Source organism: Moorena sp. SIO3B2, from assembly GCF_010692525.1.
In the GTDB taxonomy this organism is placed as follows: Bacteria; Cyanobacteriota; Cyanobacteriia; order Cyanobacteriales; family Coleofasciculaceae; genus Moorena; species Moorena producens.
This window is the reverse complement of record NZ_JAAHHE010000059.1, coordinates 1-25,233: the sequence shown is the minus strand read 5'-3', so window position 1 is coordinate 25,233 and position 25,233 is coordinate 1. Positions and strand designations below refer to the sequence as shown.

26 protein-coding genes, 1 tRNA gene and 5 pseudogenes are annotated in these 25,233 nt (G+C 43.6%); 16 read left to right on the top strand and 16 right to left on the bottom strand.

The window, feature by feature from the left end; all coding sequences use genetic code 11:
* Positions 1–26: 26 nt before the first annotated feature.
* Both F6K38_RS15655 and F6K38_RS15650 read right to left on the bottom strand, forming a co-directional pair.
* Positions 27–455 (bottom strand): annotated as a pseudogene (locus tag F6K38_RS15655) (CHAT domain-containing protein).
* Between the two features lie 95 nt (positions 456–550).
* Positions 551–817, bottom strand: a complete 267-nt coding sequence (locus F6K38_RS15650; RefSeq protein ID WP_008178035.1) for a hypothetical protein — start codon at positions 815–817, stop codon at positions 551–553.
* 852 nt (positions 818–1,669) lie between these two features.
* Between F6K38_RS15650 and F6K38_RS15645 the strand changes: the two are divergent.
* Positions 1,670–1,840: pseudogene (locus F6K38_RS15645) on the top strand (helix-turn-helix domain-containing protein); the annotation flags it as partial.
* 92 nt (positions 1,841–1,932) lie between these two features.
* On the opposite strand, the gene upp reads toward F6K38_RS15645, so the two are convergent.
* Positions 1,933–2,568, bottom strand: a complete 636-nt coding sequence (upp, locus tag F6K38_RS15640) for a uracil phosphoribosyltransferase (protein ID WP_008178037.1) — start codon at positions 2,566–2,568, stop codon at positions 1,933–1,935.
* Positions 2,569–2,851: 283 nt separating this feature from the next.
* Between upp and F6K38_RS15635 the strand changes: the two genes are divergently transcribed.
* The 5 genes from F6K38_RS15635 (at position 2,852) to F6K38_RS15615 (ending at position 9,468) form a co-directional block, all read left to right on the top strand.
* On the top strand, positions 2,852–4,567 hold the full coding sequence (locus F6K38_RS15635; RefSeq protein ID WP_008178039.1) for a VWA domain-containing protein: 1,716 nt from the start codon (positions 2,852–2,854) through the stop codon (positions 4,565–4,567).
* 651 nt (positions 4,568–5,218) lie between these two features.
* Entirely contained in the window at positions 5,219–6,115 is an 897-nt protein-coding gene (gene fabD, locus F6K38_RS15630; protein WP_008178043.1) for an ACP S-malonyltransferase, read from the top strand.
* Positions 6,097–6,303, top strand: coding sequence for a hypothetical protein (locus F6K38_RS15625; protein WP_154659640.1), 207 nt, complete (start codon positions 6,097–6,099; stop codon positions 6,301–6,303). Before fabD ends, F6K38_RS15625 begins: the two co-directional genes overlap by 19 nt.
* Positions 6,304–6,849: 546 nt before the next feature.
* Positions 6,850–7,446 carry a hypothetical protein gene (locus tag F6K38_RS15620; protein WP_193374684.1) on the top strand — a complete coding sequence of 199 codons (597 nt, stop codon included), beginning with the start codon at positions 6,850–6,852 and terminating at the stop codon, positions 7,444–7,446.
* A gap of 282 nt (positions 7,447–7,728) precedes the next feature.
* The gene (locus F6K38_RS15615) at positions 7,729–9,468 is read left to right on the top strand and encodes a DUF3685 domain-containing protein (RefSeq protein WP_008178046.1); all 1,740 of its coding nucleotides are present in this window, start codon (positions 7,729–7,731) and stop codon (positions 9,466–9,468) included.
* Between the two features lie 126 nt (positions 9,469–9,594).
* Here the strand turns inward: F6K38_RS15615 and F6K38_RS15610 are convergent, their stop codons facing one another.
* Both F6K38_RS15610 and F6K38_RS15605 read right to left on the bottom strand, forming a co-directional pair.
* Entirely contained in the window at positions 9,595–10,194 is a 600-nt protein-coding gene (locus tag F6K38_RS15610; protein ID WP_008178048.1) for a hypothetical protein, read from the bottom strand.
* Positions 10,195–10,325: 131 nt separating this feature from the next.
* Positions 10,326–10,469 (bottom strand): hypothetical protein, encoded by a 144-nt coding sequence (locus F6K38_RS15605; RefSeq protein WP_165691872.1) that lies wholly within the window; start codon positions 10,467–10,469, stop codon positions 10,326–10,328.
* Positions 10,470–10,633: 164 nt separating this feature from the next.
* Between F6K38_RS15605 and sbcC the strand changes: the two genes are divergently transcribed.
* Positions 10,634–13,654, top strand: coding sequence for an exonuclease subunit SbcC (sbcC, locus tag F6K38_RS15600; protein ID WP_008178050.1), 3,021 nt, complete (start codon positions 10,634–10,636; stop codon positions 13,652–13,654).
* Positions 13,655–13,660: 6 nt separating this feature from the next.
* Here the strand turns inward: sbcC and F6K38_RS15595 are convergent, their stop codons facing one another.
* On the bottom strand, positions 13,661–13,816 hold the full coding sequence (locus F6K38_RS15595) for a hypothetical protein (RefSeq protein ID WP_154659641.1): 156 nt from the start codon (positions 13,814–13,816) through the stop codon (positions 13,661–13,663).
* A 214-nt stretch (positions 13,817–14,030) separates the two neighbouring features.
* Positions 14,031–14,450: a DUF29 family protein gene (locus tag F6K38_RS15590; RefSeq protein WP_008178053.1), complete on the bottom strand. Its 420-nt coding sequence runs from the start codon at positions 14,448–14,450 to the stop codon at positions 14,031–14,033.
* Positions 14,451–14,685: 235 nt separating this feature from the next.
* On the opposite strand from F6K38_RS15590, the gene F6K38_RS15585 reads away from it, so the two are divergent.
* Complete coding sequence (locus tag F6K38_RS15585; RefSeq protein WP_287356902.1) at positions 14,686–14,829, top strand: hypothetical protein; 144 nt, start codon at positions 14,686–14,688, stop codon at positions 14,827–14,829.
* A 434-nt stretch (positions 14,830–15,263) separates the two neighbouring features.
* Here the strand turns inward: F6K38_RS15585 and F6K38_RS15580 are convergent, their stop codons facing one another.
* From F6K38_RS15580 to F6K38_RS15570, 4 genes and pseudogenes are all read right to left on the bottom strand, one after another.
* Positions 15,264–15,950: a carbonic anhydrase gene (locus tag F6K38_RS15580; RefSeq protein ID WP_287356900.1), complete on the bottom strand. Its 687-nt coding sequence runs from the start codon at positions 15,948–15,950 to the stop codon at positions 15,264–15,266.
* A gap of 221 nt (positions 15,951–16,171) precedes the next feature.
* A pseudogene (locus tag F6K38_RS43340) lies at positions 16,172–16,351 on the bottom strand (hypothetical protein); the annotation flags it as partial.
* Positions 16,278–16,433: pseudogene (locus F6K38_RS43335) on the bottom strand (hypothetical protein); the annotation flags it as partial. The pseudogenes F6K38_RS43335 and F6K38_RS43340, both read right to left, overlap by 74 nt.
* 33 nt (positions 16,434–16,466) lie before the next feature.
* Positions 16,467–16,553: transfer RNA gene (locus F6K38_RS15570), tRNA-Ser, on the bottom strand.
* An 84-nt stretch (positions 16,554–16,637) separates the two neighbouring features.
* Here F6K38_RS15570 and F6K38_RS15565 point away from each other — a divergent pair.
* The 4 genes from F6K38_RS15565 to F6K38_RS15550 all read left to right on the top strand — a co-directional run bounded on the left by F6K38_RS15565 (position 16,638) and on the right by F6K38_RS15550 (position 19,499).
* Positions 16,638–17,006, top strand: coding sequence for a 2Fe-2S iron-sulfur cluster-binding protein (locus F6K38_RS15565; protein WP_008178059.1), 369 nt, complete (start codon positions 16,638–16,640; stop codon positions 17,004–17,006).
* Positions 17,007–17,082: 76 nt separating this feature from the next.
* Positions 17,083–17,553: a thermonuclease family protein gene (locus F6K38_RS15560; protein ID WP_229414242.1), complete on the top strand. Its 471-nt coding sequence runs from the start codon at positions 17,083–17,085 to the stop codon at positions 17,551–17,553.
* A gap of 416 nt (positions 17,554–17,969) precedes the next feature.
* Positions 17,970–18,794 (top strand): inositol monophosphatase family protein, encoded by an 825-nt coding sequence (locus F6K38_RS15555; RefSeq protein ID WP_287356897.1) that lies wholly within the window; start codon positions 17,970–17,972, stop codon positions 18,792–18,794.
* 330 nt (positions 18,795–19,124) lie between these two features.
* Positions 19,125–19,499, top strand: a complete 375-nt coding sequence (locus tag F6K38_RS15550; protein ID WP_008178068.1) for a Nif11-like leader peptide family natural product precursor — start codon at positions 19,125–19,127, stop codon at positions 19,497–19,499.
* 135 nt (positions 19,500–19,634) lie between these two features.
* Here F6K38_RS15550 and F6K38_RS15545 read toward each other — a convergent pair whose 3' ends face one another.
* From F6K38_RS15545 to F6K38_RS15530, 4 genes are all read right to left on the bottom strand, one after another.
* Positions 19,635–20,729 carry a cyclic nucleotide-binding domain-containing protein gene (locus tag F6K38_RS15545; protein WP_161603114.1) on the bottom strand — a complete coding sequence of 365 codons (1,095 nt, stop codon included), beginning with the start codon at positions 20,727–20,729 and terminating at the stop codon, positions 19,635–19,637.
* A 700-nt stretch (positions 20,730–21,429) separates the two neighbouring features.
* Entirely contained in the window at positions 21,430–21,660 is a 231-nt protein-coding gene (locus F6K38_RS15540) for a hypothetical protein (RefSeq protein WP_008178072.1), read from the bottom strand.
* A gap of 2 nt (positions 21,661–21,662) precedes the next feature.
* Positions 21,663–21,902, bottom strand: a complete 240-nt coding sequence (locus tag F6K38_RS15535) for a hypothetical protein (RefSeq protein ID WP_287356896.1) — start codon at positions 21,900–21,902, stop codon at positions 21,663–21,665.
* A 170-nt stretch (positions 21,903–22,072) separates the two neighbouring features.
* Entirely contained in the window at positions 22,073–22,936 is an 864-nt protein-coding gene (locus tag F6K38_RS15530; RefSeq protein WP_008178073.1) for an Rpn family recombination-promoting nuclease/putative transposase, read from the bottom strand.
* A gap of 71 nt (positions 22,937–23,007) precedes the next feature.
* On the opposite strand from F6K38_RS15530, the gene F6K38_RS15525 reads away from it, so the two are divergent.
* Entirely contained in the window at positions 23,008–23,202 is a 195-nt protein-coding gene (locus F6K38_RS15525) for a hypothetical protein (RefSeq protein WP_287257369.1), read from the top strand.
* 8 nt (positions 23,203–23,210) lie between these two features.
* Here F6K38_RS15525 and F6K38_RS15520 read toward each other — a convergent pair whose 3' ends face one another.
* A complete protein-coding gene (locus tag F6K38_RS15520; RefSeq protein WP_154659849.1) occupies positions 23,211–23,366 on the bottom strand; it encodes a hypothetical protein in 156 nt (51 codons plus the stop codon).
* A gap of 357 nt (positions 23,367–23,723) precedes the next feature.
* Between F6K38_RS15520 and F6K38_RS15515 the strand changes: the two genes are divergently transcribed.
* The 3 genes and pseudogenes from F6K38_RS15515 to F6K38_RS15505 form a co-directional block, all read left to right on the top strand.
* Entirely contained in the window at positions 23,724–24,368 is a 645-nt protein-coding gene (locus F6K38_RS15515) for a hypothetical protein (RefSeq protein WP_131827279.1), read from the top strand.
* Between the two features lie 39 nt (positions 24,369–24,407).
* Positions 24,408–24,755 (top strand): hypothetical protein, encoded by a 348-nt coding sequence (locus tag F6K38_RS15510; protein WP_131827280.1) that lies wholly within the window; start codon positions 24,408–24,410, stop codon positions 24,753–24,755.
* A 31-nt stretch (positions 24,756–24,786) separates the two neighbouring features.
* Positions 24,787–25,233, top strand: a pseudogene (locus tag F6K38_RS15505) (CHAT domain-containing protein); the annotation flags it as partial.

The window sequence follows — 25,233 nt, the reverse complement described above, 5'->3', positions numbered from 1 at the left end:
TCTCTACTCCCTACTCCCTATTCCCCTTACAACCAATTACCCACCAGAATAAAAGGTGCCCAAAACAGAGGTTCGTTAAACTTGGTATCCCCAATCAAATCTAGTTGGGCTTTCCTGACCGCTTCTGCTTTCGTAATTTCTGGCTGTTTTAGGTATTAGTAAAACTTGTTGATGAACATAGCAGTGGAGTCATCACGCACTTTCCACAATGTCCCTAAGGTAGAACGCGCTCCCGATTTAATCGCAAAACCCGCTAACCCTAACATGGCTTGATCATCCCCTTTAGCAGTTTGACAAGCACTAAGAACGAGTAAATCAATTTGGTCTTCTCCCAACAATTGTTGACTACGCAGCAGTTGCTCTAATTCTTTGACATTAATTTTATTTTCCCAGGTTAGTATAAAGGTCTCCTCAGCTTTGGAGCTAAACTGACCATGAGTTGCTAAGTGTATCACATTGGAGGTTTTAGTAGTTATTTCCTTAGAGGTTGTCTGAGAAGTCTCATTTGCTACATCCAAGCCCCCGTTGGTCCCCCAATTCTGGGGGACTTTTAGAAGCAAATTGACTCTTGTTCCCCCCAAGCGAGGGATTGCTCGCTTGGGGGGTCAGGGGGGCAAAATTCAGTATCAAAAAACTTGGGAGATATCCTCTTAGACACTCTCTCGCTAGTGAATTCTTGATTGAGCATGACTGAGTCTGGGTTCAAGCTTTTAGCAATTTGCTCAATTTTCTGCTTCACCCCTGGTAAAGCTTTAAAGCCTTGACGAGCTTCACTCAATCCCCCAGCAATTATACTAAATTTCTCTTTTCTTGACACTCCCCGCCCGCTTATGAGCGGGGATTCTTGGCTCTATGACTCGTCGTGGCTCTTTCAAACCGGAGTCAGAAAAAGTAGAGGACAAATCTCCCCAAGCGTTTAGATCCTAGATAATGGTTTCGGTGTGCCCCACCGTACCTTTTTTAGATGAATAGACAGATACTTTTTTATCTAAGTTTTTCATAGACGTTGTAGTCGTTAGACCAAATTACGCAATACGTATCTCATACATATTTTTTACGTTATCTACTTATTTTTAGATAGTATTTATCTAGCTTTTTAGTTTATTGTAAGGGTTTTTATTATAACACGCTCTGTGAAAACTGTCAAGTTTTAGCTGAAAAAGAAGGGAGCATCCCATTTTGGAAACAATATTACCCAAAGCAACGATATTTCAAGGGTTTCAGCCCCCTAAAAAGAGCTAACGTGCCAAATTGGGATGCTCCCAAAAAGAAAGCCGTCTCTAGAAGTTACCGTAAGAGTTAAGAAGCCTTAATTAATAAGTTTTAACCCTTTTGCTCATAGCCTGCTCCCAATAAATGCTTCTTAACTCTGAGGCGCGCGTCTCCTATAAGGACGGGGCTTTAAACCCAATTTTTTCGGTAACGGTTGTGGATCTAGCAGTTGCAACCCTAGAGACACGGAAATATTGTATTTTTCCACTAGATACTGCTCTCCATCGTGTAGGGTGAATCTCAGTTTTGCCTAATTGCAAAACTGAGATTCACCCTCGCACCGCAAGTGAGAGACAGAGCTATAGCAGAAGTCAGAAGTCAGAAGTCAGAAGTTAAACTCAAGCCAAACTGTAGTTTGAGACTTTTGTCATGTCCTAACTGCCCTGGCGACTGCTATAAATGTATATTGTTGAGTTATCAAAAGTTTTATATCAATGAATTAACGTCACTATTTGGAGTCAATCGAAAAACTATATATAACTGGTTAAATAGATGGGAATATCAAAAAATAAGAGGAATATATAATCAAAAAGGTAGGGGCAGAAAACCTAAGTTGAATCAGGAGCAAAAGACATTTCCATAATACTATAGTAAACTTTTGCCTCTTGCCTCTTGCCTCTTGCCTCTTGCCTCTTGCCTTGTCCGTAGCGCTATATTAGATTACTTCGTACCATACAAGCGATCGCCTGCATCCCCAAGTCCTGGAATAATATAGCCATGGTGATCTAATTCTTGATCAATAGCCGCCGTGTAAATCACTACATCTGGATGGTGCTGTTGGAAATAGTCAAGCCCTTGCTGTGCTGCTAATAAGCACAGAAACTTAATTGACTTCGGGCTAACTTCCTTGAGTCGGTCAACAGCAGCAATGGCAGTATTACCTGTAGCTAACATCGGATCAACCACCAACACATCTCGCTGAGTCATATCATCAGGGAGTTTGAAATAATATTCAATGGGCACAAAGGTATGGGGGTCACGATACAAACCGATATGACCAACACGAGACGATGGGATGAGTTCTAGAATGCCATCTAACAGACCCTGTCCGGCTCGCATAATCGAGACAATCACCATCTTCTTTTCTGAAGCCAGCATCGGAGCTAGCATCGGCGCGATTGGTGTATTGATTGGTTCATACTTTAGGGGCAAGTCCCTTGTTACCTCGTATGCCAACAATAACCCAACTTCTTTAAGGAGTTTACGAAATTTGGCTGTACTCGTTCCAGCCTGACGCATCAGGCTTAACTTATGCTGCACAAGGGGATGGTGAATTACTTTGACATTATTGATCATCAGTGATTGATCATCAGTGATTGGTGGCGACCTATTTGACTTTAACAGAATGTGAGACTATTTCAAAAATAAACGGTTGCGTGGATAATTTGTATATGGCTAATTTTTAGATAAAGTGTGATTAGCGCATTAATTATTGCCACATAAATAATGATATAGCATTTCCGGCTGATTTATCATAACACCAAAAAATATTCCTATTTCCTGCTGTTCCCTATTCCCTGTTCCCTATTCCCTTTTTATATCAATCCTATGTTTACATCTCAACTAAAAATTCTATATTATGAATACTAAATTATTGAGTTATCAGCGCCTAACTCACCTGAGCACCGCGTTGGGTATGCTTTTTCTAGGAGCTTGCATGGGAAAACCCAACCTTATAACCCAGCAAAGGTTTGAGGTCAAATTCTTAGTCGGTAGCGCTTTAGGGCAATTCTGCGAGCAAGCAGCGGAGCAATTTAACCAACAACAGCCGAAATTAGCCAATGGTAAGGGGTTCTCTCTCAGCTGCGACACTAAAAGTAGTAGCGATGTGGTAACTAGTCTGACATCCCTGGCGCAACAACTCAAATCCCGTAGCCTTAAGCGTAATGCGCCAGAATTTCCTAGCTTAGTTTCGGTGGATGGGGAAATCCATCATCGTCAGTTAATCGATCAGATCAATCAGATTTTCCCAGGGCGAGATTACATCGGAGAGATTACCGATGCACCATTGTTAGCCCAGAGCCCCATGGTATTTATGACATCGGCAGAATTAGCCGATGGATTACGCCAGCAACCGGATTTGTACAAAGCCTTGGTGAATACCAAAACCCACCAGGAACTGGATCCCAAGAGCCCTCAATTGCCCATTCACCTTGTCCACACTGCTCCTACTGGCTCCAATTCTGGTTTACAAACCTTAGTGGTTCAATTTGCCAGTGTATCTGGTAAACGACCAGAACAATTAACAGTAGCAGATGTGCAGCGTTATCAGACACAGATCCAAGGGATACAAAGTAAAGTGATTCGCTATGGTGTCTCTAGCAGTTCCTTGGCAAAGGACATGGTAAAGAATGGTTCTTTTTGGGCATCGATTGGTTCAGTGTACGAGTCTTCAGTAATTGCTGCAAATTCCCATCAGCAAGCTGGGCAAAGCCGCTATCAGGCAGTGTATCCCCAGGCAACCTTTACCTCCAATATGCGAGCAATTTTACCCAAAGCCCCTTGGGTGAGTAGGCAGGAAAAGGCTGCTGGGCAACAGGTGATTGATTATTTGCGATCGCCCCAAGTCCAAAAAATTGCCACAGAACTTGGTTTAAGGCCAGGTGTACCAGAAGTGCCATTAGGTGCCAAGTTTTCTGCTCAATTTGGTGTTGACTCCAAGGCCAGATACGATTCCCTGAGTTCCCCTCAACCAGAGGTAGTGGCAGCAATGGTCAAGTCCTGGCAGGAATTTGCCAAAAAACCCTCACAAGTGGTGGTGTTGGTAAACTCTTCCGGTTCTATGTCGGGGAATAAATTAGCAGCGGTTCAAAAGACTTTGCGCGCATACATCGAGAGTTTAGGACCAACAGAACAAATTGCCCTGATTGATTTTGATTCCGAGATTCGTCCACCAGTATTGGTAGATAGCACCCCTCAAAAACGCGATCGCGCTATGGCGTTTATTCTTAATCTCAACCCTGACGGGGGTAATCGGTTATATGATGCTGCCCTCGAAGCCCGTAACTGGTTACAAAAGAATTACCAAGAGCGTGCCATTAATGCTGTGGTGATTTTGACCGATGGCGACGATTCTGATTCTAAGCTTCGTCTTGAGCAACTATCTCAAGAACTGGAAAAAAGTGGCTTTTCCAGCGATAATCGAATTGCCTTTTTCACTATTGGTTACGGTAACGAAGGAGAGTTTAATCCTAAAGTACTAGAACAAATTGCTGAATTTAATTGGGGATACTACCGTCAAGGGGATCCATCAACTATTTTGAACTTAATGGCAGATTTAAAACTGGAGTTTTAAAAATTATGAATTATGACAGATTAATTGATAATGAGTCGCTCTAAATTATAGAGCTATCGTTGATCAGCCAATGATTAAACTTAGCTTACCCTGTTTTATCCCATGTCTTTGCTAGTCGGTGGGTAAGCATATGCGCTACAGATGGTGCTACTTGAGGTGCGGTCAGCGGTCAGCGCTCAGTGGTCAGCGGTCAGCGCTCAGTGGTCAGCATTATTCCAATGCGTACCTGTTTTATTCAAAAGCACCTCAAGTAGCGCATTAGCTGAGAGCTCTCAGCTGAATGCTTACGTCGGTGGTGTACTACTCGTAGTTGCTTTCCGGTTTATACCGAGCTACTGTAGTATCCTGATTTAGGGTAAGTGTTGTGCTCAGTTTACCAGCCGCCTTATTCTACCGATATTATCCTCCAAGAATTTATTGCCCATGGTTCCAATCACCCAGATGTTGCCACCGTTTACCAAAGTATTGCTCTCCATCGGTAGCAATAAGCACCAGATAAATCAGGGTAAACCGGATCAACACTCAGCACTCAGCACTCAGCACTCAGCACTCAGCACTCAGGGCACCTGAGATAATTCAAATCCATAAGACCACCAAATTGTACAGCAATAGCAGATAATTGATTCTTGACGACCAATAAATAATTAATAAATGATAAAGACTGCATGGGTGTTTCCCGGACAAGGTTCTCAGGTACCAGGTATGGGAGTAGACTTATTAGACCTGCCCTCTGCAAAGGTTAAGTTTAAGCAAGCTGAGGAAATTTTAGGCTGGTCTGTCCTAGATATTTGTCAAGGGGAGTCCGATCAGTTATCTCAAACCCTCTACACTCAACCTGCCTTATACGTAGTTGAGAGTATCCTGGCTGATCTGCTCATGGAACAAGGGGAACGACCCCATCTACTAGCGGGTCACAGCTTGGGAGAATATGTTGCCCTCTACACTGCCAGGGTATTTAACTTTGAGGCAGGGCTACGCCTAGTCCAACATCGGGCTAAATTGATGGATAGTGCAACTGAAGGCATGATGGTTGCTCTGATTGGCTTCAAACGCCCAGAACTTGAAGAAAAAATCGAGCAGATACAGGATGTTGTTATTGCTAATGATAACAGTCCTGCTCAAGTGGTAATTTCAGGTAAACCAACAGCAGTTCAGGATTTGCTGAGTCAGATTAAAGTCAAACGGGCTGTTCCTCTAAAAGTGTCCGGAGCCTTTCATTCTCCCTTAATGGCTGAAGCAGCGGCTCAGTTCCAGGAACTCTTGCTGTCTGTCCCCTTTACTGACGCCCAGGTACCAGTATTATCGAATGTGGACCCTGTACCCACGGTCGAGGCAGCTACCTTAAAACATCAACTCCAGTCTCAAATTACTGGTTCAGTACGATGGCGAGAAATTTCTCTGAGGCTACCAGTGGAAGGAATTGAGAAAGTAGTGGAAGTCGGACCAGGTAAGGTGCTGACTGGCTTAATTAAACGGATGTGTCCGGAGTTAAGTTTAGAAAACGTTAATAGCATTGCTGATCTGCAGCAATGCTTAGCAGTAGGCTAACTCGAAGCCCTAACCTCGATCTGATTCATGTCTTGGATGGCGGCGCAATCCTATTTGACGCGCCGCTTTGGTGGAATTCGGCCAATAATTACCAAGGTGTAGGGATGGCAAGTGTGGCAAGTGTGGGGCGTGTGGCAAGTGTGGGGCGTGTGGCGAGATTTTTATTAAGGGTAATTATCCGGACATGATGTCAGGAGCGCGATGAAGCGTTCGCGTAGCGTGGCCTACGGCCTCAGCTTCCGCGCTTATGCGATCGCATATCGATCAAATCCAGAACCATTAGGTTTTTTTGAGTTTTTCAAACTTACCTAACATTCTTGATGCAGTCGCTTTTGAAATCATAAAAATATGAGAAAATGCAAAATCACAGAGTAAATAAGTAAGTCAGTTGACCTTCGATGGCTCGAAAAGGTCTCTGGATTGGTGGTCTCTAGACAAAAGATCAACCACTGTTTCCTTATGGCCACTAAACTGACTTGTGCTGAGTTACCCCTGACCAGTCTAACACCTTGACCCAAGGGGTTTCGGTTAGGGGAAATGTCAGCATTCAGCTTTCAGCATTCAGCTTTCAGCTTTCAGGGACCACTGACCACTGACTACTGACGGCACCTCAAGCAGCGTGCGCGTAGCGCATATGCTTACTCAAAAACTTGTACCTTACTAGCTTAAAAAGCGCTATATTTTCTTAACCATATTCCTAAAACAAATCACTTTTATTACCAAAGGAGTTGCCGATGCTTGAAATAATGAGTATTCACAAAGCGGATGAAATCATTCAAATAAAAAAACCAAAAAATGGAATAGTTTATGGCAAAATGGAAATTACTATCAAAATTAACGAGTTACCGACAGCAAAAACTGTTAAAAACGGCTGGCAGGAATTTAGTGTTGATTGTGATGGCACGATTTTTACGATTAAGGTCAAACCTAAAGTTTGGAAAAAAATCACCACTGCTAATCAGATGTATTCCATGTGGGTGGCTGTTATTACTGGCAAACTGGGAGCCAAAATTAACAAAGGGTTTCGGGTAGAGCAACCAGGCATTCAAGTATTTGAGAAAAAACCCAAGGCACCGAAACCAGATAAAGCACAACTACAAGTACAAGCACAGGAACAACTACAAGTACAAGCACAGGAACAGCGACAGGAACAAGTACAAGCCCAATCACAGGAACAACTACAGGAGCAGCTAGCTCAATCACACGAACAGCTAGAAGCCCAATCACAGGAACAACTACAGGAGCAGCTACAGCAACAGCTAGCCCAATCACAGGAACAGCTACAGCAACAGCTAGCTCAATCACACGAACAGCTACAACCACAAGCCTAAGCAAAGACCAAGAATTGGGCGGTGAACTGATTTAATCTGAACAGTTATTATCAAATTTCGTTAATCGTTAATTGAGAATTAATAATTTTAAATTAACGATTAACAATTAACAATTAACAATTAACAATTAACAATTAACCTGGATTCCTGCTCCGGCGGGTCGGTTCGTCAGCCACCAAGCCAGAAAAGGTAATGTTATGCTAGCGTAAATGGCTAATTGTTCATAGAGTTCATTGGTTTACAGGCTTTAGCCATGAGCGATTTCCTATAGGCTATCTCCATATGAGCGATCGCATAACTCATATCCTTCTGATTGATGATGACCCAGTATTCCGATTGGGTCTCACGACTGCCTTGCAAGCCTTCGAGGAGCTGCTAGTTGTAGCTGAGGCTGATACTGGCACAGAAGCCCTATCAAGATTAGCGGCACTAGAGGCGACCAACTCCGTGGATGTGGCAATTTTGGAACTAGCTTTGGGTCCCCCTAATTCAAGTGAAGGGATAGCCTTATCAGGATTGCCACTGTGTCAGCGATTACAGCAGGAGTACCCTAACTTGCCAATCTTACTACTGACCAGGGAATCTAAACCCACCGTGCTAGCAGCAGCTCAAGCATTGGGTGTAAATGGGTACTGCCCCAAAGGAGTAGCGATCGCTACCATTCTTGAAGCCATTGGTCAAATTATTGAGGGTCAATCCTATTGGCAGACACTGTCTAACTTACCTACTATATCCTATAAAGGTGCAGGTTTTGCTCCCTGGTATCAACAGTGGCGTAACTCAGGATTCCAACAATTTGAAGCAGCTTTAGCCCAGGTCAATAGTCAGCTGCAAAATCCTCGTCTTTCCAATTGGGATTGGCTGTTTTGGACTGGACGCCGTCGAGAACTATTGGTAGCCCGTTGGCTGGCGGATCAGCTATTACCTGCTAGCATCATTCTGGTGGAACCGTCACGGGAGAGTTCCTTAGTTCCAATGCCTAAACCGGAAAGCTCACTGACTGTTGCGCCAAGGGCTCAATCCCAGCTTAGCCCTAAGGCACCACTAGTTGATCGAACATTTGAGCGAACATTTGAGCGGACAATGGTAAAACTTCAATCCGGTTTATCCAACCTCTCTGGTGTTCCCCTAGAAATTGACATTCTCCAAGTAGAGAAAAGAGCAGAGTTACTTGGTTTAGTCTTCCAAACCTTTGAAGCACTTGTTGAAGATTTGCGCTTGTCTGAAGTAAAACTGGAACATTTACCTCAGAAGCAACAGCTGATTCTGAAAGATCTGTGGGAAGCATCAATCACAGATTTCTTCGGCAAGTATTATACCTTGTACACGGACAATACACAACTAGAAGTTGTCACTATTTTGCTGGGTAACTATCCCATCGTAAAAAAGGAAATTATTGATAAAATTCCTCTAGTTATTGACTTATTAGCTCATCGGCTATTTGAGAAATCATTAGTAATTGATAATGTCTCCTATCCTGCCCAGACCCCCGAAGCAATTCAACGGTCAGAATTTCTCCTGGACAATTTAATTATCCAAATTGCTAATGGGGTGATTCAACCGTTATTAAATCAATTGGCAGATGTAGAAGTTATTAAGGTAAATTTTTATCATAAAAATCTAATGTCATCCCGGGAAATAGCCCGATTTCGCAATAATCTATCCTGGCGATATCGCCAAGATCAACTATTTGGTGAGCCACAAGCAATTTTCGAGAGTCGATATGATTTATTTATCCTAACTGACACTGGCATTAAACAAACTAGTATCTATGCTCCCCGACGTCGAGAATTAGAAAAGTTGCGAGGTTTTCAGCTAGCTGTGACTTTAGCCTATGAGCTACGGGATGCTCTTTCTCCCCGTCTGCAAGCGGCTGTTACTTGGATTGGTAATGGCGTGGTGTATCTGTTGACCCAAGTCTTTGGTAGAAGTATTGGTCTAGTAGTTCGTGGTGTAATTCAGGGAATTGGTAGTAGCGTCCAAGAGGCCAGGTTTGGGAAAAATCCTGGACGTGGAAAATAGGGGAAGACAGGGAAGAGGGGAAAGTAAAAAAATACCATGACATCCGGCATTGGGACTGATTCAACCCTCCCCACCTAAACAATTTTAGAAAACAATTTTAGAAGCCCCTGCCTTTAGGCATAGGTTTCATGACTCATTCACAGCCACACCATTTTTGCCATTACTCTGAGTATGCTCTACTACTTCCGAGCCTAGAGGATTAGCTTGATGCTGAGATGGTGGCAAAGCGGGTTCTAATATTTCCCAAGCCTCTTTGGCAATGGGCAAATACTGATCGTGAGCTGCTTTGGCTTCAGCAAATTTTGTTAAGGTTTTGGCAAAATTTCTATCCGTTGCCAGTTTCATATGTTCCGGTGTCAGGGGGTCTGGGGAAAATAAGGCTTCGATCACTGGCCGTAATTCCACCGCTTGTTGGTAAGCTTGTTCCAAGTTGACCCTTAAACTTGCTAAAGATGCGATCGCTTTTACTGACTGAATAATCTCTGCTTCCTCACCATCTGTACTACCGGTAGCTAGTGGCTCAACTAAAATCAAATCGTCAGCACTTAAGCCATCGGCAAAGCTATCCTCATTGACCGTAGTGTCTTCTGAGTCTTCCATGCGCCGTTGAATCTCTTGGATAGCTTTGGCTCTGTTTTTAGCATTGTCGGTTCTGCCTGGGACTTCAACGATGAAGCCGAGTTCCTTTAAATCCTTGGTTGTATATTGCACCGTAGCTTTTGACATAATGTTTACCCTAGTTTCGGTATCCGATTAGATTAATCCTACTTAGATTAATAGTACGCCTGATCGAGTTCCCCATGGAACATGGTTACCCCCAAATCAGCTCTCAGCTCTCAGCTCTCAGCTCTCAGCTCTCAGCTCTCAGCTCTCAGCCATTGGCCAACGGCTGACGGCTTACCACTGACCACTGACCACTGACCACTGACCACTGACCACTGACCACTGACCGCTGACCGCTGACCACTGACCACTGACTGCTTACCGCTGACCGCTGACAAATGACGGTCTAGCTAAGAATTTTTGCTTACTGAGTATTTATTAACTTTTGTAAAAATGAGTGTTCAAGACCTAGAAAACTGATATATACGTCGTTACACTATGCAAAGTGTGTGTTTATACTGATGCGTGAAAGTATTAACGGTGTGAGGCTTGTGGAACCTAGATGATTCCGATCCAACTAACTCTAAAAAACTTCCTCAGCTACCGCGACGCAACTCTAGACTTTCGGGGTCTTCACACTGCCTGTATTTGTGGTCAGAATGGAGCCGGGAAATCGTCCCTGCTAGAAGCCATTACCTGGGCGATTTGGGGACAAAGCCGTGTTGCTTCGGAAAACGATATCATCCATACTGGGGCGAAGGAAGTCCGAGTTGACTTTATTTTTCAAAATAATCAACAAACCCATCGAATTATTCGGACTCGCCATCGGAAACAGGGGACTTCCCTAGAGTTTCAAGTGGAAACACCAAATGGTTTTAAGTCTTTAACCCAGAAAGGAGTACGAGCAACTCAATTATTAATAATAGCGAATCTGAAGCTAGATTACGATACCTTTATCAACTCCTCTTACCTGCGTCAAGGTCGAGCTGATGAGTTTATGGTCAGGCGTCCCAGTGAACGGAAACAAATTCTGGCAGATTTGCTCAAACTAGACCAATACGAAAAATTGGCAGACCAGGCCAAGGATTTGTCAAAGCAGTTGAAAGGTCAAGTAGAACAGCTAGAGCAAAGTTTGCAGGGTATTAAGGAACAACTGGGAGAACGGGATGCGATCGCACAGGAAACAGCTACCCTGGAAACTGCCTTACACCAGCTGCAACAAGACCAAGACCAAGACGCCCAACAACTCAAAAAACTACAAGCGATCGGACATCAGCGGAATAGCTGGGAACAACAGCTGAACTTTGTTAGGACACAATATCTCAATCTCACTCAAGATTGCGATCGCATACAACAAGACATTGCTACTGCTGTTGCTCAACAACAACAACTTTCTGAACTACTCTCTCAAGACCAACAAATTACTGCTGGTTATGCCGAATACCTCCAGCTACAAGAACTTGAAGAAAGTCTTGCCGCCAAATTACAGACTTATCAGAAAGCGCAACAGCAACGACAACAACTCCAACAGCAGCTCGATCAACAAATTAATCAACTTAATCTGCAAATCCGTGATATCCAAGCTCAACTAGAAGCCTTGGGTACTCAAGAGCAAGAGATTCAAGATACCCTCTCCCGTTCAGGGCAAGTGGCTACAGCCCTCGCACAACTTAAGCAAGTTCGTGAACGGCTCAAGCAGCTAGATAATTTACAACTAGAAGTCTCTCCCTTGTTGCAACGTCGTGGGTCTATCCAAAGCGAACTTGACCGGGTTCAAGCCAGACTCAGTGCCAAATTAGAAGAACTGGTTTCTTCTGAAAAACAGTTATCCCAGCAAGTAGCAACAACACCTCAGCTGAGACAGGCCGCACTGCAGTTAGAGGCTGAACTTGGGGAATTAGAGAAAAAGCGGGTCTACCTGTCTCGGTTACAGGACAAAGGACTAGAACGTCGAGGCTTTCGAGAACGCCTCCACGAAAACCAACGTCGCTATGAAAAATTACTGGGGGAACTGACCCAAAAAATCCAATTGCTGCAAGTTCAGAACGCGGTTTGTCCCTTATGCGAGCAGCCTCTAGATGCAGCCCATTCTGACCGGGTGATTCAGAAAACTACTGCTGAGCACAAGGATGTTCAAGATCAATTCTGGGTAGTACGAGAGCAGCTAACAGTTTGTGAACGAGAACTTCAGGTGTTGCGCCATGAATACTCCCAAATTTCCAAACAACTCTCTCCTTATGAAGAGTTGCTAGAACAACGGGGACAACTAGCAGCACAACTAGAAGCCACTGACGAAGTTTACGACCGACTCTATGAAGTATCAGAGGAAAAGAAAGAACTGCAACAATCCCTTAGTATTCCTGGTTATGGGGTAGAATTACACGAAGAACTCAGGCAACTCGACCTCCGAATCCAACAGCTCAACTACGATGAACAAACCCATGCTCTAGCACGGGGGGAAGTAGACCGCTGGCGCTGGGCTGAAATCCACTCGGCTAAGCTAGAAGAAGCAAGGCGGCGTCAGAAAAAAATTGATGCCCAGAAACCACAGCTGCTTCGAAAGCTGGATACTCTTCAAGCCTCAGTGCATCAGTTACAAACCAATTCCCCGTTGAAGCAGCAATTGGATCAGCTGGATCGATACATAGCTGAGATTGGCTATAACTTGGATGCTCATAATCAGGTTAGAGCCTCGTTGCGTCAAGCCCAATCTTGGCAACTGCCTTATCAGGAATTACAAACTGCCCAAGAGCAACAGCCCCAAGTCGGTCAACGCTTGGCAAGCCTAACTCAAACCCTCCAGAGCAGACGCTCTAATCTCAAGGAGGTTAATACACAAATTGAGGACATTGTCAAGCAAATGGAACAAAGTCCTGATGTCACTAGAGACCTCCAAGCTTTAGAACAGGGGATGAAGCAGCGCCGACAGCAAATGGATAAACAACTATCCCAGCAGGGGCGTCTCCAACAACGGTTGCAGCAACTGGAATCCCTGCAAAGTCAGTATCAACAGCAACTCGAAAAGCTCCAACAACTCCAGCGGCAATATCGGGTGTATCAGGAATTAGCGATCGCATTTGGCAAAAATGGCATCCAGGCTCTAATGATAGAGAATATTTTGCCTCAACTAGAAGCCCAAAGCAATCAAATTTTGGCTAGACTGACTGGGAATCAGTTACACATCCAAATTGTGACCCAAAAGGCCGGGAGTCGGTCTTCTAAGAAAAAAACTAAGCTGATTGATACCTTAGATATTTTAATTGCTGATGCCACTGGTACTCGACCTTATGAAACCTATTCCGGTGGTGAAGCATTTCGGATTAATTTTGCCATTCGTCTGGCATTAGCACAACTGTTGGCCCAACGCTCAGGAACATCGTTGCAAATGTTGATTGTGGATGAGGGGTTTGGCACCCAAGATGCCGAGGGGTGTGAGCGATTGATTGCAGCAATTAATGCGATCGCATCCGATTTTGCTTGTATTCTAACCGTGACTCATATGCCTCAGTTTAAAGAAGCCTTTCAGACCAGGATTGAAGTATCTAAGACATCCCTTGGCTCTCAGTTAAGTTTGACCATGTGATCAATGCTAATATTTGTAGCAAAGGGAGTCGGGAGTCGGGAGTCGGGAGTCGGGAGTCGGGAGTCGGGAGTCGGGAGTCGGGAGTCGGGAATAGGGAATAGGGAATAGGGCATCAATAATTATAACAATTCCTACATGGATTGCTAATAACTGATATAGCACTACGCATTAAAGTTAGGACATTGATACAAGTAGCAAAAGCTGTTCTAGTAAGCTATTGCCTCTTGCCTATTGCCTCTTGCCTTCCCCTCCTGGGAGGGGTTAGGGGTGGGTTCCTCTTGCCTATTGCCTCTTGCCTATTGCCTAGCGCTATAGCTAATAACTGATTGCTGACGGCTGTTCGCGTAGCGTGCGCGTAGCGCTTAAGCTGATAGCCCTACAAAATCAAATCCATTGCTGTTTTTATAATTTCCTCGCGCTCCACCATTTTAGCAATTTCTTCAGCTTCATAAGTTCCTTGAAATGCTTCTAATGAGGCTCGATCTAGAGCGGATTCATAGGCATCTTCTAAAGTTTCTAATAATTCCTCTTCGGTTAGATAAGTTCCTTTAGCCTTGTGGCGCTTATTAGTCCGTTGAATTTGTTTAACCGCATTGCGGATTGATACTTCCCAAGATTTAGTCGTTCGTTTCTCAGCAGCTTTTTTAATTAGATGTAACAGCAGAATAATTCCGTAACTAAATAGTTTATTCAGTTTATCCGATTTGCTCATCTCCTCCAATTCTTCAATCAGTTCCAGGGCTTCAGGGATTTTGCCTTCGTAGAGCAATTCCTTTAGAGTCATTAATTCTTCCATTGGCTATTATTCCTCCGCTTTTAAATTGACCCGTCGCGACTAATACTGGAATAACCAAAGATAGTTTGTAAGCATTCAGCTAATGCGCTACGCGCACGCTACGCGAACAGCCGTCAGCCGTCAGCTCATCAACGGGAGGTAGTAAACAAGCTGGGGGGTGCTGGTACGGCTGCTTGAAAATCCCTGCTCGTTTTACTCAGCTGATAGCTGATAGCTGAGAGCGGAATACTTACTTATGAACTACATTCAATTCCCGACTCCCGACTCCCAACTCCCGATTTCCAACTCCCGATTTCCAACTCCCGATTTCCAACTCCCGATTCCCGACTCCCGACTCCCGACTCCCGACTCCCGACTCCCTACTCCCTACTCCCTTTAACCCATTACCCATTACCAAAATAACCGTAAAATTGCCCAATGTCTCCAATTAGGCTATTCAACTAATTCCGCAATTGTACGGTTATTTTAATCTTGAAATAGCTTCTACTATAGTAATATCTCAACCAAAATCCCGGCAGTATAGAGGCTGTTATAAACGAGCTAGTTTCGGGTCTTTTGTTGACTAACGTTAGAAAGACGGTAGGACGATAACTAGTCCAACGGGAATCAACTATCAGGGCATCTACACATAGGGTTGCAAAAAGGTTGTTGTAAACTAAGAAGCTGATTTAACTGTTGGCTGTAAACTGTTGACGACTTACTGACAACAGTTTACCACAGGCTAAGAGTACAAATGACGCTAATTGGATTATAGCACCTCTAATCAGGGTTGCATCTACTTTTTTTCTGGTTTATTATTACTTAGTTTAGAGTTTATTCCGGAGAACCTTTATAAATTCTTGCTTGCTGCTGAGGTGTTATCCATGCTCCTCTTGAAAACTGGGTTTGAGGGGGTAAAAACTGCTTTTGCAGTGGACTATATTCCAGAACCTCTCCCGTTTCTATCTTATAGACCCAGCCATGAAGCCTAATTTGTTCACTTCTGAGTCGAGATTGAATAACTGGGTAAGTACGTAAATTTTGTAGTTGGTTAAGGACGTTTTCCTCCACCGCCCCATTCAGGAGTTCATCACCTTCATAGTCTTGATAGTGTTCTTTGATAATCCGGCGAGTGGCTTCGGCATGCTTGAGCCATTGGTAAACGGCTGGCATGTCCTCTTCTAGCTTGTCGATTTTCAGTAAACCTTTCATCGCTCCACAGCGATAGTGACCGCATACGACAATTTCATTAATGCCTAAGGCATAAATAGCATACTCTACTGCTGCTGGTTCACCCCCATTACTTGCTCCATAAGGCGGTATGATATTCCCGGCATTGCGGATGATGAACATTTCACCAGGCTCAGTTTGAGTAATCAGACTCGGGTCAATGCGAGAATCTGAACAGGTGATGAATAGTACTCTGGGATGCTGCCCGTGAGACAGTAACTCAAATAGGTCTCGGTGGGTCTCGAAGTAATTGGTCTGGAATTGATGCAGACCTTGAATCAACTGCTTCATTTCAGGCTTACAGCTAGATGCTCTATAATTGGGATCTTCAATAATTTTATAGGCAATAGCGGTCTTAAATGACTTTTAGGTTTGTATTTCGGTAAGCATTCAGCATTCAGCATTCAGCATTCAGCATTCAGCATTCAGCTATCAGCATTCAGCTATCAGTTATCAGCTATCAGCTATCAGCTTATGCGCGTAGCGCATAGGCTTACCAGGTAAGTATTGGTTTAATCTCTGTTAGGTCTGCTGACGGCTGACCGCTGACCGCTGAATGCTGACCGCTGACCGCTGACCGCTGAATGCTGACCGCTGACCGCTGACCGCTGAATGCTGACCGCTGACCGCTGACCGCTGAATGCTGACCGCTGACCGCTGACCGCTGAATGCTGACCGCTGACCGCTGAATGCTGACCGCTGACCGCTGACCGCTGAATGCTGACCGCTGACCGCTGACCGCTGACCGCTGACCGCTGACTGCTGAATGCTCACGCCAGCATACTGATAGTATTGATTGAATTGCTACGGAGAGGGAGGGATTCGAACCCTCGTTAAAGTTGCCCCTAAACAGCATTTCCAGTGCTGCGCCTTCAACCACTCGGCCACCTCTCCAGGTAAAGTATTCAGTTAGAGCTTTGAATCTTTTTCAACTCATCGCCCGATTCCTGATTATACAGAAAATTATATAGGAAGTCAATGACTCAATCGTACACCATTCAGATTCATAATCGCCAAACTGGTGCTAAGCACAAGGTAAACGTGCCAACTGACCGCTATATCTTGCATTCCGCAGAAAACCAGGGTGTGGAGCTACCCTTTGCCTGCCGCAATGGAGCTTGTACCACTTGCGCAGTGCGAGTGTTGGCTGGAAAAGTCTACCAACCGGAAGCCATGGGACTATCTCCACAATTGCGGGAACAAGGCTATGCTCTATTGTGTGTGAGTTATCCCCGGTCAGACCTAGAGGTAGAGACTCAGGATGAAGATGAAGTGTATGAACTTCAGTTCGGTCGATATTTTGCTAAAGGTAAGGTTCGGTTTGGGCTGCCACTGGATGAGGATTAGGAAACTAGCCAAGCAGAGGTACAGTAGAGCGGGGAGCCTCCTTAGTTGCTTTCTGCTCTTGCTCGGGGGATGCCAATTGACAAATGTCCCCAACCAGATTGAAGCTCAAGTGCAAAAGGTGATCAGTGGACACACGGTGGATGTGTTGATCACCAATCAAGATCCACCATTAATGGCAAGAATCCGGATGATTGGTATTCAGGCACCAAGCTGGAAACAAAAGCCTTGGGGAGATCAGGCAAAAACCTGCTTAAAGAAGATCCTCAGTGAAACTAGTGATCAACAATCGGTTATTTTGGAGCTGGATGTCGAGGAAAAAGACCGCTATAGCCGCTGGTTAGCCTATGTATGGCTAGATGGTGTGTTGGTCAATGAGCAGTTGGTAGCTCAGGGCTGTGCCTTAGCTTCACCCCTAGTTCCTAATAACAAATATGATGATAAAATAGCCCATGCTCAAGAATATGCCAGAATTATGGGCTATGGGATTTGGAACCCAGATCAGCCTTTGCGCTTGACACCAGCAGAATTTCGCCGTCAAAATCCTTAGTGGTTATTAGTTATTAGTCATCAGCAATCAGCTATCAGCCATCAGCTATCAGTTATCAGCTATCAGCAATTAGCTATCAGCTATCAGTTATCAGCTATCAGTTATCAGCCTATGGGCTACTTGCAATCAGTACTTTTGAATAAAATAAGCTGACCGCTGACCGCTGACTGCTGATGGCCATGCTAGTTAAGGTACTTTTGAATAAAATAAGCTGACAGCTGACCGCTGACTGCTTACGGCTGATGGCCAAGCTAGTTGAGTTACTTTTGAATAAAATAAGCTGACAGCTGACCGCTGACTGCTTACGGCTGATGGCCAAGCTAGTTGAGTTACTTTTGAATAAAATAAGCTGACAGCTGACCGCTGACTGCTGACTGCTTACCGAATTAATTCATAAACTACAGGTTATCTGCTCAATGACAGAACATACCTCCGAACAACTACAAACTTTCCTTGATATTGCCGCTAAAGCTGCCACTGCTGCTGGTGATGTTTTGAAAACTTACTGGGGCAATCTCAAAACTGTAGAAGAGAAAGGTCGTCCTGGAGATTTAGTCACTGCAGCTGATAAAGAAGCAGAAGCAGTAGTCTTAGATATACTCAAAAACGATGTGCCAGACCATTCGATTCTCGCAGAAGAATCCGGTCAACTGGGAGACAATCAAAGTAAATACCTATGGGCGATTGACCCCCTCGATGGTACTACTAATTATGCCCATCAATACCCCATTGCTGCTACCTCTGTGGGGTTGTTGATTGACGGCAAGCCTCAGGTGGGAGCAGTATATAATCCCTTTCGGGATGAGTTATTGTGTGCAGCTGTGGGCTTGGGCGCAACCTGCAATGGTCAGCCAATCCAGGTTTCCCAAGTCTCTGAGCTGGGTAAGAGCTTGTTAGTGACTGGATTTGCCTATGACCGGCGGCAGACTTCTGATAATAACTATGCTGAGTTCTGTTACCTGACTCATCTGACTCAGGGAGTTCGCCGTAGTGGTTCTGCATCCATCGATTTGTGTGATGTTGCTACTGGACGATTAGATGGCTATTGGGAACGAGGGCTTTCTCCTTGGGATGTAGCTGCTGGTATCGTTATCCTAGAGGAAGCTGGTGGTAAAGTTACTGCTTATGATGGCAGTCCTATTGATATTAATTCTGGGCGGATTCTGGCAACTAATGCCAAGATTCACGACAGTCTCAGTGCTGCCTTGTTAGAGACACCACCTTTATCGTCTTGGAAATAAAATATTAAGCTATTAGCTATCAGCTATCAGCTATCAGCTATCAGCTATCAGCTATCAGCTATCAGCATTAAGCTATCAGCTATCAGCTATCAGCTATCAGCATTAAGCTATCAGCTATCAGCTATCAGCTATCAGCATTAAGCTATCAGCTATCAGCTATCAGTTTTCAGCCAAAGGCCAACGGCTGACCACTGACGGCTGACCGCTGACCGCTGACCACTGACCACTGACGGCTGACCGCTGACCGCTGACTAATTATTTATAATAATAGATGTAAACTCGATTAACTGGCGTCCATGAGTGACACATTTTTTATAGCTAATATCTACAATGTCTACAATCTCTACAGAAAATGTTGCTCAATTTTTCCATGCTATTTCTCTACAAGAAGATTTAAAACAGCAGCTAATAGCTACTAGAAATCCAGAAGAGGTAGTTAAGGTAGCACAGGATTACGATTTTAAGTTTACCGTAGCTGACTGGCAACAGTTTATCCAGGGGCATCACTCTAGTCAGCCTACCAGTGATACTTTTAAAAATGAAATAATAGGATTAGATGTTACTGAAGAACAGTTAGATGCTTGGTGGAAATTTGCTTGGGAAACAGGAGATATCAATCTGATCGGGTGGGTTTATGACAAGAGAGATGCTATCACTTGGGTGCAATTGCTAGATGAGTTTAAAGTAATTAAAAAAGACGATTAATTGTCAGCTATCAGCGGTCAGCGGTCAGCGGTCAGCGGTCAGCGGTCAGCGGTCAGCCTTCAGCGGTCAGTGGTCAGTGGTCAGCGGTCAGTGGTCAGCGGTCAGGCTGAAAACTGATAGCTGATAGCTGATCGCTTAAGATTCAATCACTCCATTAATCAGTAACGCTGCTTTAGTTTTGTCTAAAATAACTTTTTCATAGGTTTTGATCGACTCGTTATGAATGGGTGTAGCCATGAACCTATATTGACTGGACGTTGTTAGTTCATCAATCTTCAGGTGAGTCGCCATCGGGTCTTCTATCTGATACTCTTTCTCGAAGTAAAGTAAGCTAATTGTGGTCAGGTGTATTCGATCAGCAATAGCAGCAGCAAGCAATCGATAAAAACGAGCTGCAAAACGGGGGTCTTTCTCTAGTTTATGGGTTAATTTAGCTCGATCAATTGACCACACAATGGAGTCTTCTAAAGCTTTAACTGTAGCGGAAGGGGGATGATCTTTCACAAAAGACATTTCTCCGACTACTTCACCGTTGGATAATCGAGCAATTTCCCGACTTTTCCAAGCTTCAACGGAAACGGTTAAGATGCCATCTAAGACAATGTAGAGTGCATTGATAGATTCTCCTTCATGAATCAAGACATGACCAGCTGGAATTTCTTTACTGCCTAACCATATACTGCTCAGGGTTCCAGTTAATAATGGCTCACCACTTTTGGCAGCAAAAACCCAGGCTGGATTGGTTTCTCCACCTTTGGATGTGATCTGGTAATCCATGATGGTGAATTCATCAGTTTTTTCGTGATTGATATCTCTCCTGAGATTTAATTCAGTGCCAAGGTTGAACTCAATTTGATGGGAAGTAGGGTCTAAACCCATGGACATCTTATTGTCATGGTGAATTTTACTACCTTGCTTTGACCTTCGCTTTTTCTCTATGGAAACTTTAAAATCATCATTGAAACCACGGTGATAATAGGGAAGTTTGCCATTGGTTAAGTTCAGCCTTAGCTCTCCACCGGTTAGCCCAAGTTTGATGCTACCACCGGGTAGTTCTAAAAATTGATCATGAAAGTTTATAGTTAAGAATAGGTCAATTTTATCTGGCTGAACGATAGTCCCCTCTAATTTCATGAACAGGCAATCTTCGTATTTATTATCAATTTCAATAGTTTCTAGTTCTTTTCGCAAATCCTGCGTTATTACCATGCCAGTTGAAATTGGAATCATGAAGTTATTTTGATTAAAACCTAACATAATAATTTATAGTTTTTTAATCTATGTTGATCAGAAATTAAGATTTACGAAAGCTACAATAATCCTCGATTTATTCCGAGAAATTACTGAATTAGTAAGCAGTCAGCTGTCAGCGGTCAGTGGTCAGCTTTCCGTAACTCAGATTAAACCAATGCTTACCTATTTTAGGCGTTGCTGAATAATAGAATGATTTTAAGAGTAGGTGCGCGCCTCCTAGGGCGAGTAAATCGCCCTTGGGTCACACCTGTAGAATGGGCATCTTGGTGGAACGGGCATCTTGCCCGTTATCAATATCTGGTCGAGCGGGCAGGATGCCCACTCTACTGCTATTCATTACTTGATTCAGGAACGCCAAAAGCCAAGCTAGCTAGCCACAGTTAATCTGAAACGACATAAAGGTAAAGTTGAGCGGTGTGAAACCATTTTATAACAAAGCTAAACACTTTTGGTTTCACATCCGCTCCAATGCCATATTAGGCCAAAAAAAGGGGAGCATCCCAATTTGGCACGTTAGCTCTTTTTAGGGGGCTGAAACCCTTGAAATATCGTTGCTTTGGGTAATATTGTTTCCAAAATGGGATGCTCCCAAAAAAAGTTGCTTGGTGGTGGTTGGATTGAGGTATAAAATCCAATTTACAAGATTGCCGACCACTCAAACTTCTTGATGGGCAAATTATTTGTAGAAGGTTTTTCCTTCCTCGACAAGTCCTAAGCTTTGGAGGGTGTCGTTGATAGCATCCATCATACCCACGTCTTGCAGGGTTCCTTTACCATTTACTACGCGACGCAGAGCGACATAGAAGGTAATTTCCCCAACCGCCATTTCGTCGGTCTTGCTACCGCCAGAAACAATCTTCTGAGCATAATAGTTTAATTTTTCTTCGATCAAGTCATTCAGGTTCATTATTAGTTGTCTCCTTTGAAAGGTTCTAAATCCTTGCCTAAAGCCCTTTGATTGGGCCTGCACAGTAGCTTTTTGCCAACCGATCCTACCATGAAATGTGGGACAATGCTTACTGAATTACAGCAGTTTTCAATTGGGTGAGGAGTCGGGAATCGGGAATCGGGAATCGGGAACAGGGAACAGTTCAGGAGCAATTTAGGTTGACCCGGTGGGTGGAATGGGCATCTTGGTGGAATGGGCATCTTGCCCGTTATCAATATTTTCGGACGGACTTTCCCAACTGGCGAAGAGGTGGAAAATCAGGGCGAGCCCGTCTTATCACGCACCCTACGTACTAGGCTGGCTAATGCTAAAAATTAATTCTAAATTCTTCATTCTAAATTCTTCATTAGTCTATTGCCTTTTGACTTGTTCAGCGAAGCTTCCTAATTTCCTCTACAGGTATGCCAGTAGTTTGGCTAATCGTTTCATCATCCAAAAGAGGCAGAAGTTGGCGTGCAATTGTTTGGGCTTTTTCTTTCTCCCCTTCTTCTCTCCCTTGTTTCATTCCTTTTTCTATCCCTTGTTTCTCAGCAAAAAGAATCAGCCCTTGTTGGTCATGAATAAACATTTCTCGTTTTCCTAGTTCCTCCAACTCTTTTCTCGTTAAATTCGCCTGAGAAGCAATCCCAAATGCCTGTTGAAACTCTGGTATTTGTGCCATTTTATCTGGGACTGTATCTAAAGAAGGGGCATTTTTTAAAAAATACATCCACAACTCATCCAATTCTTCTAACTCCTCCAACTGTTTCTCAAATTTCGGTAACTCTACAAACAATAATTGTAAGTAATTTTCTACGTAGCTGATGTTGGTACTTTTTTCTCGGAACTCAAAATGATTAATTACCTGATTATTCTCAGGAAACATAATAAAATCGGTAATGGTCAGAGCAATCACTGGTTTGAGATAACGGTAGCCTTCCCCTTTACCTAATTGTAGTGAGTAAGCTTTAGCTGCGTTATACAAAACTCGACGAGCAAAAGACTCTACCTGCAAAACCTGCATTTCAATAATCACTAGAGAACCATCCTTCAGCTTAGCTTTCACATCCAGGAAAGAGTCTTTGAGGATTGGCAGAGGAGAAGACTGATAAGGATCAATAATTTCTAAATCTTGGATGAGAGGTTGATTGTGATAGACAAGAGCATTGAGGAAGCTAATCAGAATCGGCTTACTTTCCTGGGAGGCAAAGATTTTTTTAAAGGCAAAGTCGGTTTTGGGGCTGATGAATTTCATGGCTGATATTGGGCTGAGGGTGCCTTTACTAAAACAAGTAGTAGACTACAACTATAGCAATTCTAAGACTTGTGAGGTACAAATATCTAGGTTTTAGGGAGCAGGGAGCAGCGATGCAGCGCGGTCTTGGGGGTTTCCCCCATGAGCGACTGCATCAAGACGGGAGCAGGGAAGAGGGAAGAGGGAAGAGGGAAAAAAATCCTGTTGAGCTTACACTCCCCATCTCCCCACCCTTCCCACACTTACTTTCTTTTTGGCAACTATGATATCGACCCTACTCCTCCTCTTCTTCTTCCCTGAGCCAACGCCAAATCAACACGCAAAGATTCAACACTATGATTAGGTTTGCATCAAGGAATAAAGCTAGTAACTCCACAACGAACTCTATTAATAGCCAACGTTTTCGGTTGCGATTAGTCTTCTTGGTCATAGTCATTATTTTCAAGTGAAATGGTTAGTAAGCATTCAGCCGTCAGCCGTCAGCCTTGGCCAAACACGCTACGCGAATGGCTGATAGCTGATAGCTGATAGCTTAAAATGCTTCTGACTTCTAGCCTATTGACTAAAAAAATAGGTGTATAGGAGTTTGATATAAAAAACTTTGATGGTATTTACTGGAAAATATACCTAAATAAAAATAGGTATTATAACTATGAAGTAATAAACTAAAATATCCTAAAATAAAAACAAATAAAAATTGCTGTTAACCTAACACAAATCGAAATCTACATGGCAGAATTTAGTTAAGCATTCAGCGCATAGCGCATCAGCTATCAGCTAATGCGCTATGCGCACGCTACGCGAACAGCTTATGGGAGTTAAGTATCACAGGCTGGAAGCCTGTTCTACCTCTTGCCTCTTGCCTCTTGCCTCTTGCCTACTCCCTACTCCCTGCTGCCTGCTGCCTGCTCCCTTTCTTATGATAAATACCATGAACAACCAACAATCTCAACAACAACAGTTCATTGAATACATCGCTGACCAGATTTTCCCGATATCGAAAAGATCCGAAACCCAAAAACTATGCTTTCTACTGCGTTTTAGTCCTGAAAACTGGCAAGAAGAGAATGTGGACATTGCTCGCAAAATGGACGAAAAACTGGGAGGGTTTAATGAACAAAGTATTAATGCTACCCTGGCCGAAGTATTGAAAAAGCTGAAAAAGCAGTTTGGGGAGGAAATGAATAAAAATGGGGTAAATTGGGAGAATAAACGAGGAAGACCAGCGGATGACAAACAATCTCCTTGGCGAATTGCTTATGGCTGGTTATGGGATCATAAATTCCCTTACTGGCAAATGGATGGGCTTTGGCAAACCCTGATTAAAAAAGCGGCATCTCCTTCCCATTGGCTTCGTTTTACTCCAGATTCTATTAAAGGCATGGTTGGACCTACAAGGAAGAAGCATGAAATTGTTGTAGACGTTCCTTAGTATATGCATGTGGAGCTAAATTGTAACCAAAAGCATCTGTTGTTACTAAATCGCGGTATAGATAACAAGGATGTAGTTACCAACTATGTAGTCTGTCCTTCCCAAGCTTTTGCTCCAGATAATCGACTCACACAAAAGAAAATGCTGATGCCTCAGTCAGGGGCAATGTGTGAAGAGATAACATTTGATACGGTAGGGCAAGAGGAGTTTCTGGCTATTGTCTTAGAAGATTCCTTAGATTTTCCTTGGTTAACTCCTAATCAAGAAGAACCAGTTCCGATTTGGAATCCGGAACGGCTTAAGGAATTGTGGGCAAGGTTGGCAGGAGATAGCAATAATTGGCAAGCATTTTATCGCTCATTCCAGGTAGTAAAAGCATCTGCTTAGAATTAGGTAACAGGAAACACAGTAGACTAATATGGACAAACAACAATTTCAAGAGTATGGCAACTTCTTAATGTCCATCTTACGGGCAGTTGAAACTGACCATCGCCCTCAGTCAGTTTACCCCCTACTCCAAAAGAATCTCGACAAGCTAGATAAAAATTTAGAGCAGATATTGCAATCTTGGGCAAGGGAAACCCTCCCTCAACTTCAGCCAAAATTAGCTGAAGATGTTGCTAGAGTTATTCTCGAGTTCGGCATTTTGATTCAACAGTTTACTCTGGGCGACATAGCCAGTAACCTAGAAATTGCCATTGCTAGTTATCAAGTCATTGATATAGTTTTTACCTTGGAGGCATTTCCCCAAGATTGGGCAATGATTCAAACCAATCTCGGCGGTGCCTACTGTGAGAGAATAAAAGGGAAGAGAGCAGATAATATTGAACAAGCGATTGCTCATTGTATAAATGCCCTAAAAATC

What these genes read in the sequence shown, in the direction of transcription:
- upp (WP_008178037.1), bottom strand. Translation starts at nt 2,568, where the DNA reads ATGATCAATAATGTCAAAGTAATTCACCATCCCCTTGTGCAGCATAAG.
- F6K38_RS15635 (WP_008178039.1), top strand. Translation starts at nt 2,852, where the DNA reads ATGAATACTAAATTATTGAGTTATCAGCGCCTAACTCACCTGAGCACC.
- fabD (WP_008178043.1), top strand. Translation starts at nt 5,219, where the DNA reads ATGATAAAGACTGCATGGGTGTTTCCCGGACAAGGTTCTCAGGTACCA.
- F6K38_RS15625 (WP_154659640.1), top strand. Translation starts at nt 6,097, where the DNA reads ATGCTTAGCAGTAGGCTAACTCGAAGCCCTAACCTCGATCTGATTCAT.
- F6K38_RS15620 (WP_193374684.1), top strand. Translation starts at nt 6,850, where the DNA reads ATGCTTGAAATAATGAGTATTCACAAAGCGGATGAAATCATTCAAATA.
- F6K38_RS15615 (WP_008178046.1), top strand. Translation starts at nt 7,729, where the DNA reads ATGAGCGATCGCATAACTCATATCCTTCTGATTGATGATGACCCAGTA.
- F6K38_RS15610 (WP_008178048.1), bottom strand. Translation starts at nt 10,194, where the DNA reads ATGTCAAAAGCTACGGTGCAATATACAACCAAGGATTTAAAGGAACTC.
- sbcC (WP_008178050.1), top strand. Translation starts at nt 10,634, where the DNA reads ATGATTCCGATCCAACTAACTCTAAAAAACTTCCTCAGCTACCGCGAC.
- F6K38_RS15590 (WP_008178053.1), bottom strand. Translation starts at nt 14,450, where the DNA reads ATGGAAGAATTAATGACTCTAAAGGAATTGCTCTACGAAGGCAAAATC.
- F6K38_RS15585 (WP_287356902.1), top strand. Translation starts at nt 14,686, where the DNA reads ATGAACTACATTCAATTCCCGACTCCCGACTCCCAACTCCCGATTTCC.
- F6K38_RS15580 (WP_287356900.1), bottom strand. Translation starts at nt 15,950, where the DNA reads ATGAAGCAGTTGATTCAAGGTCTGCATCAATTCCAGACCAATTACTTC.
- F6K38_RS15565 (WP_008178059.1), top strand. Translation starts at nt 16,638, where the DNA reads ATGACTCAATCGTACACCATTCAGATTCATAATCGCCAAACTGGTGCT.
- F6K38_RS15555 (WP_287356897.1), top strand. Translation starts at nt 17,970, where the DNA reads ATGACAGAACATACCTCCGAACAACTACAAACTTTCCTTGATATTGCC.
- F6K38_RS15550 (WP_008178068.1), top strand. Translation starts at nt 19,125, where the DNA reads ATGTCTACAATCTCTACAGAAAATGTTGCTCAATTTTTCCATGCTATT.
- F6K38_RS15545 (WP_161603114.1), bottom strand. Translation starts at nt 20,729, where the DNA reads ATGATTCCAATTTCAACTGGCATGGTAATAACGCAGGATTTGCGAAAA.
- F6K38_RS15540 (WP_008178072.1), bottom strand. Translation starts at nt 21,660, where the DNA reads ATGAACCTGAATGACTTGATCGAAGAAAAATTAAACTATTATGCTCAG.
- F6K38_RS15535 (WP_287356896.1), bottom strand. Translation starts at nt 21,902, where the DNA reads ATGCCCATTCCACCAAGATGCCCATTCCACCCACCGGGTCAACCTAAA.
- F6K38_RS15530 (WP_008178073.1), bottom strand. Translation starts at nt 22,936, where the DNA reads ATGAAATTCATCAGCCCCAAAACCGACTTTGCCTTTAAAAAAATCTTT.
- F6K38_RS15520 (WP_154659849.1), bottom strand. Translation starts at nt 23,366, where the DNA reads ATGACCAAGAAGACTAATCGCAACCGAAAACGTTGGCTATTAATAGAG.
- F6K38_RS15515 (WP_131827279.1), top strand. Translation starts at nt 23,724, where the DNA reads ATGCGCACGCTACGCGAACAGCTTATGGGAGTTAAGTATCACAGGCTG.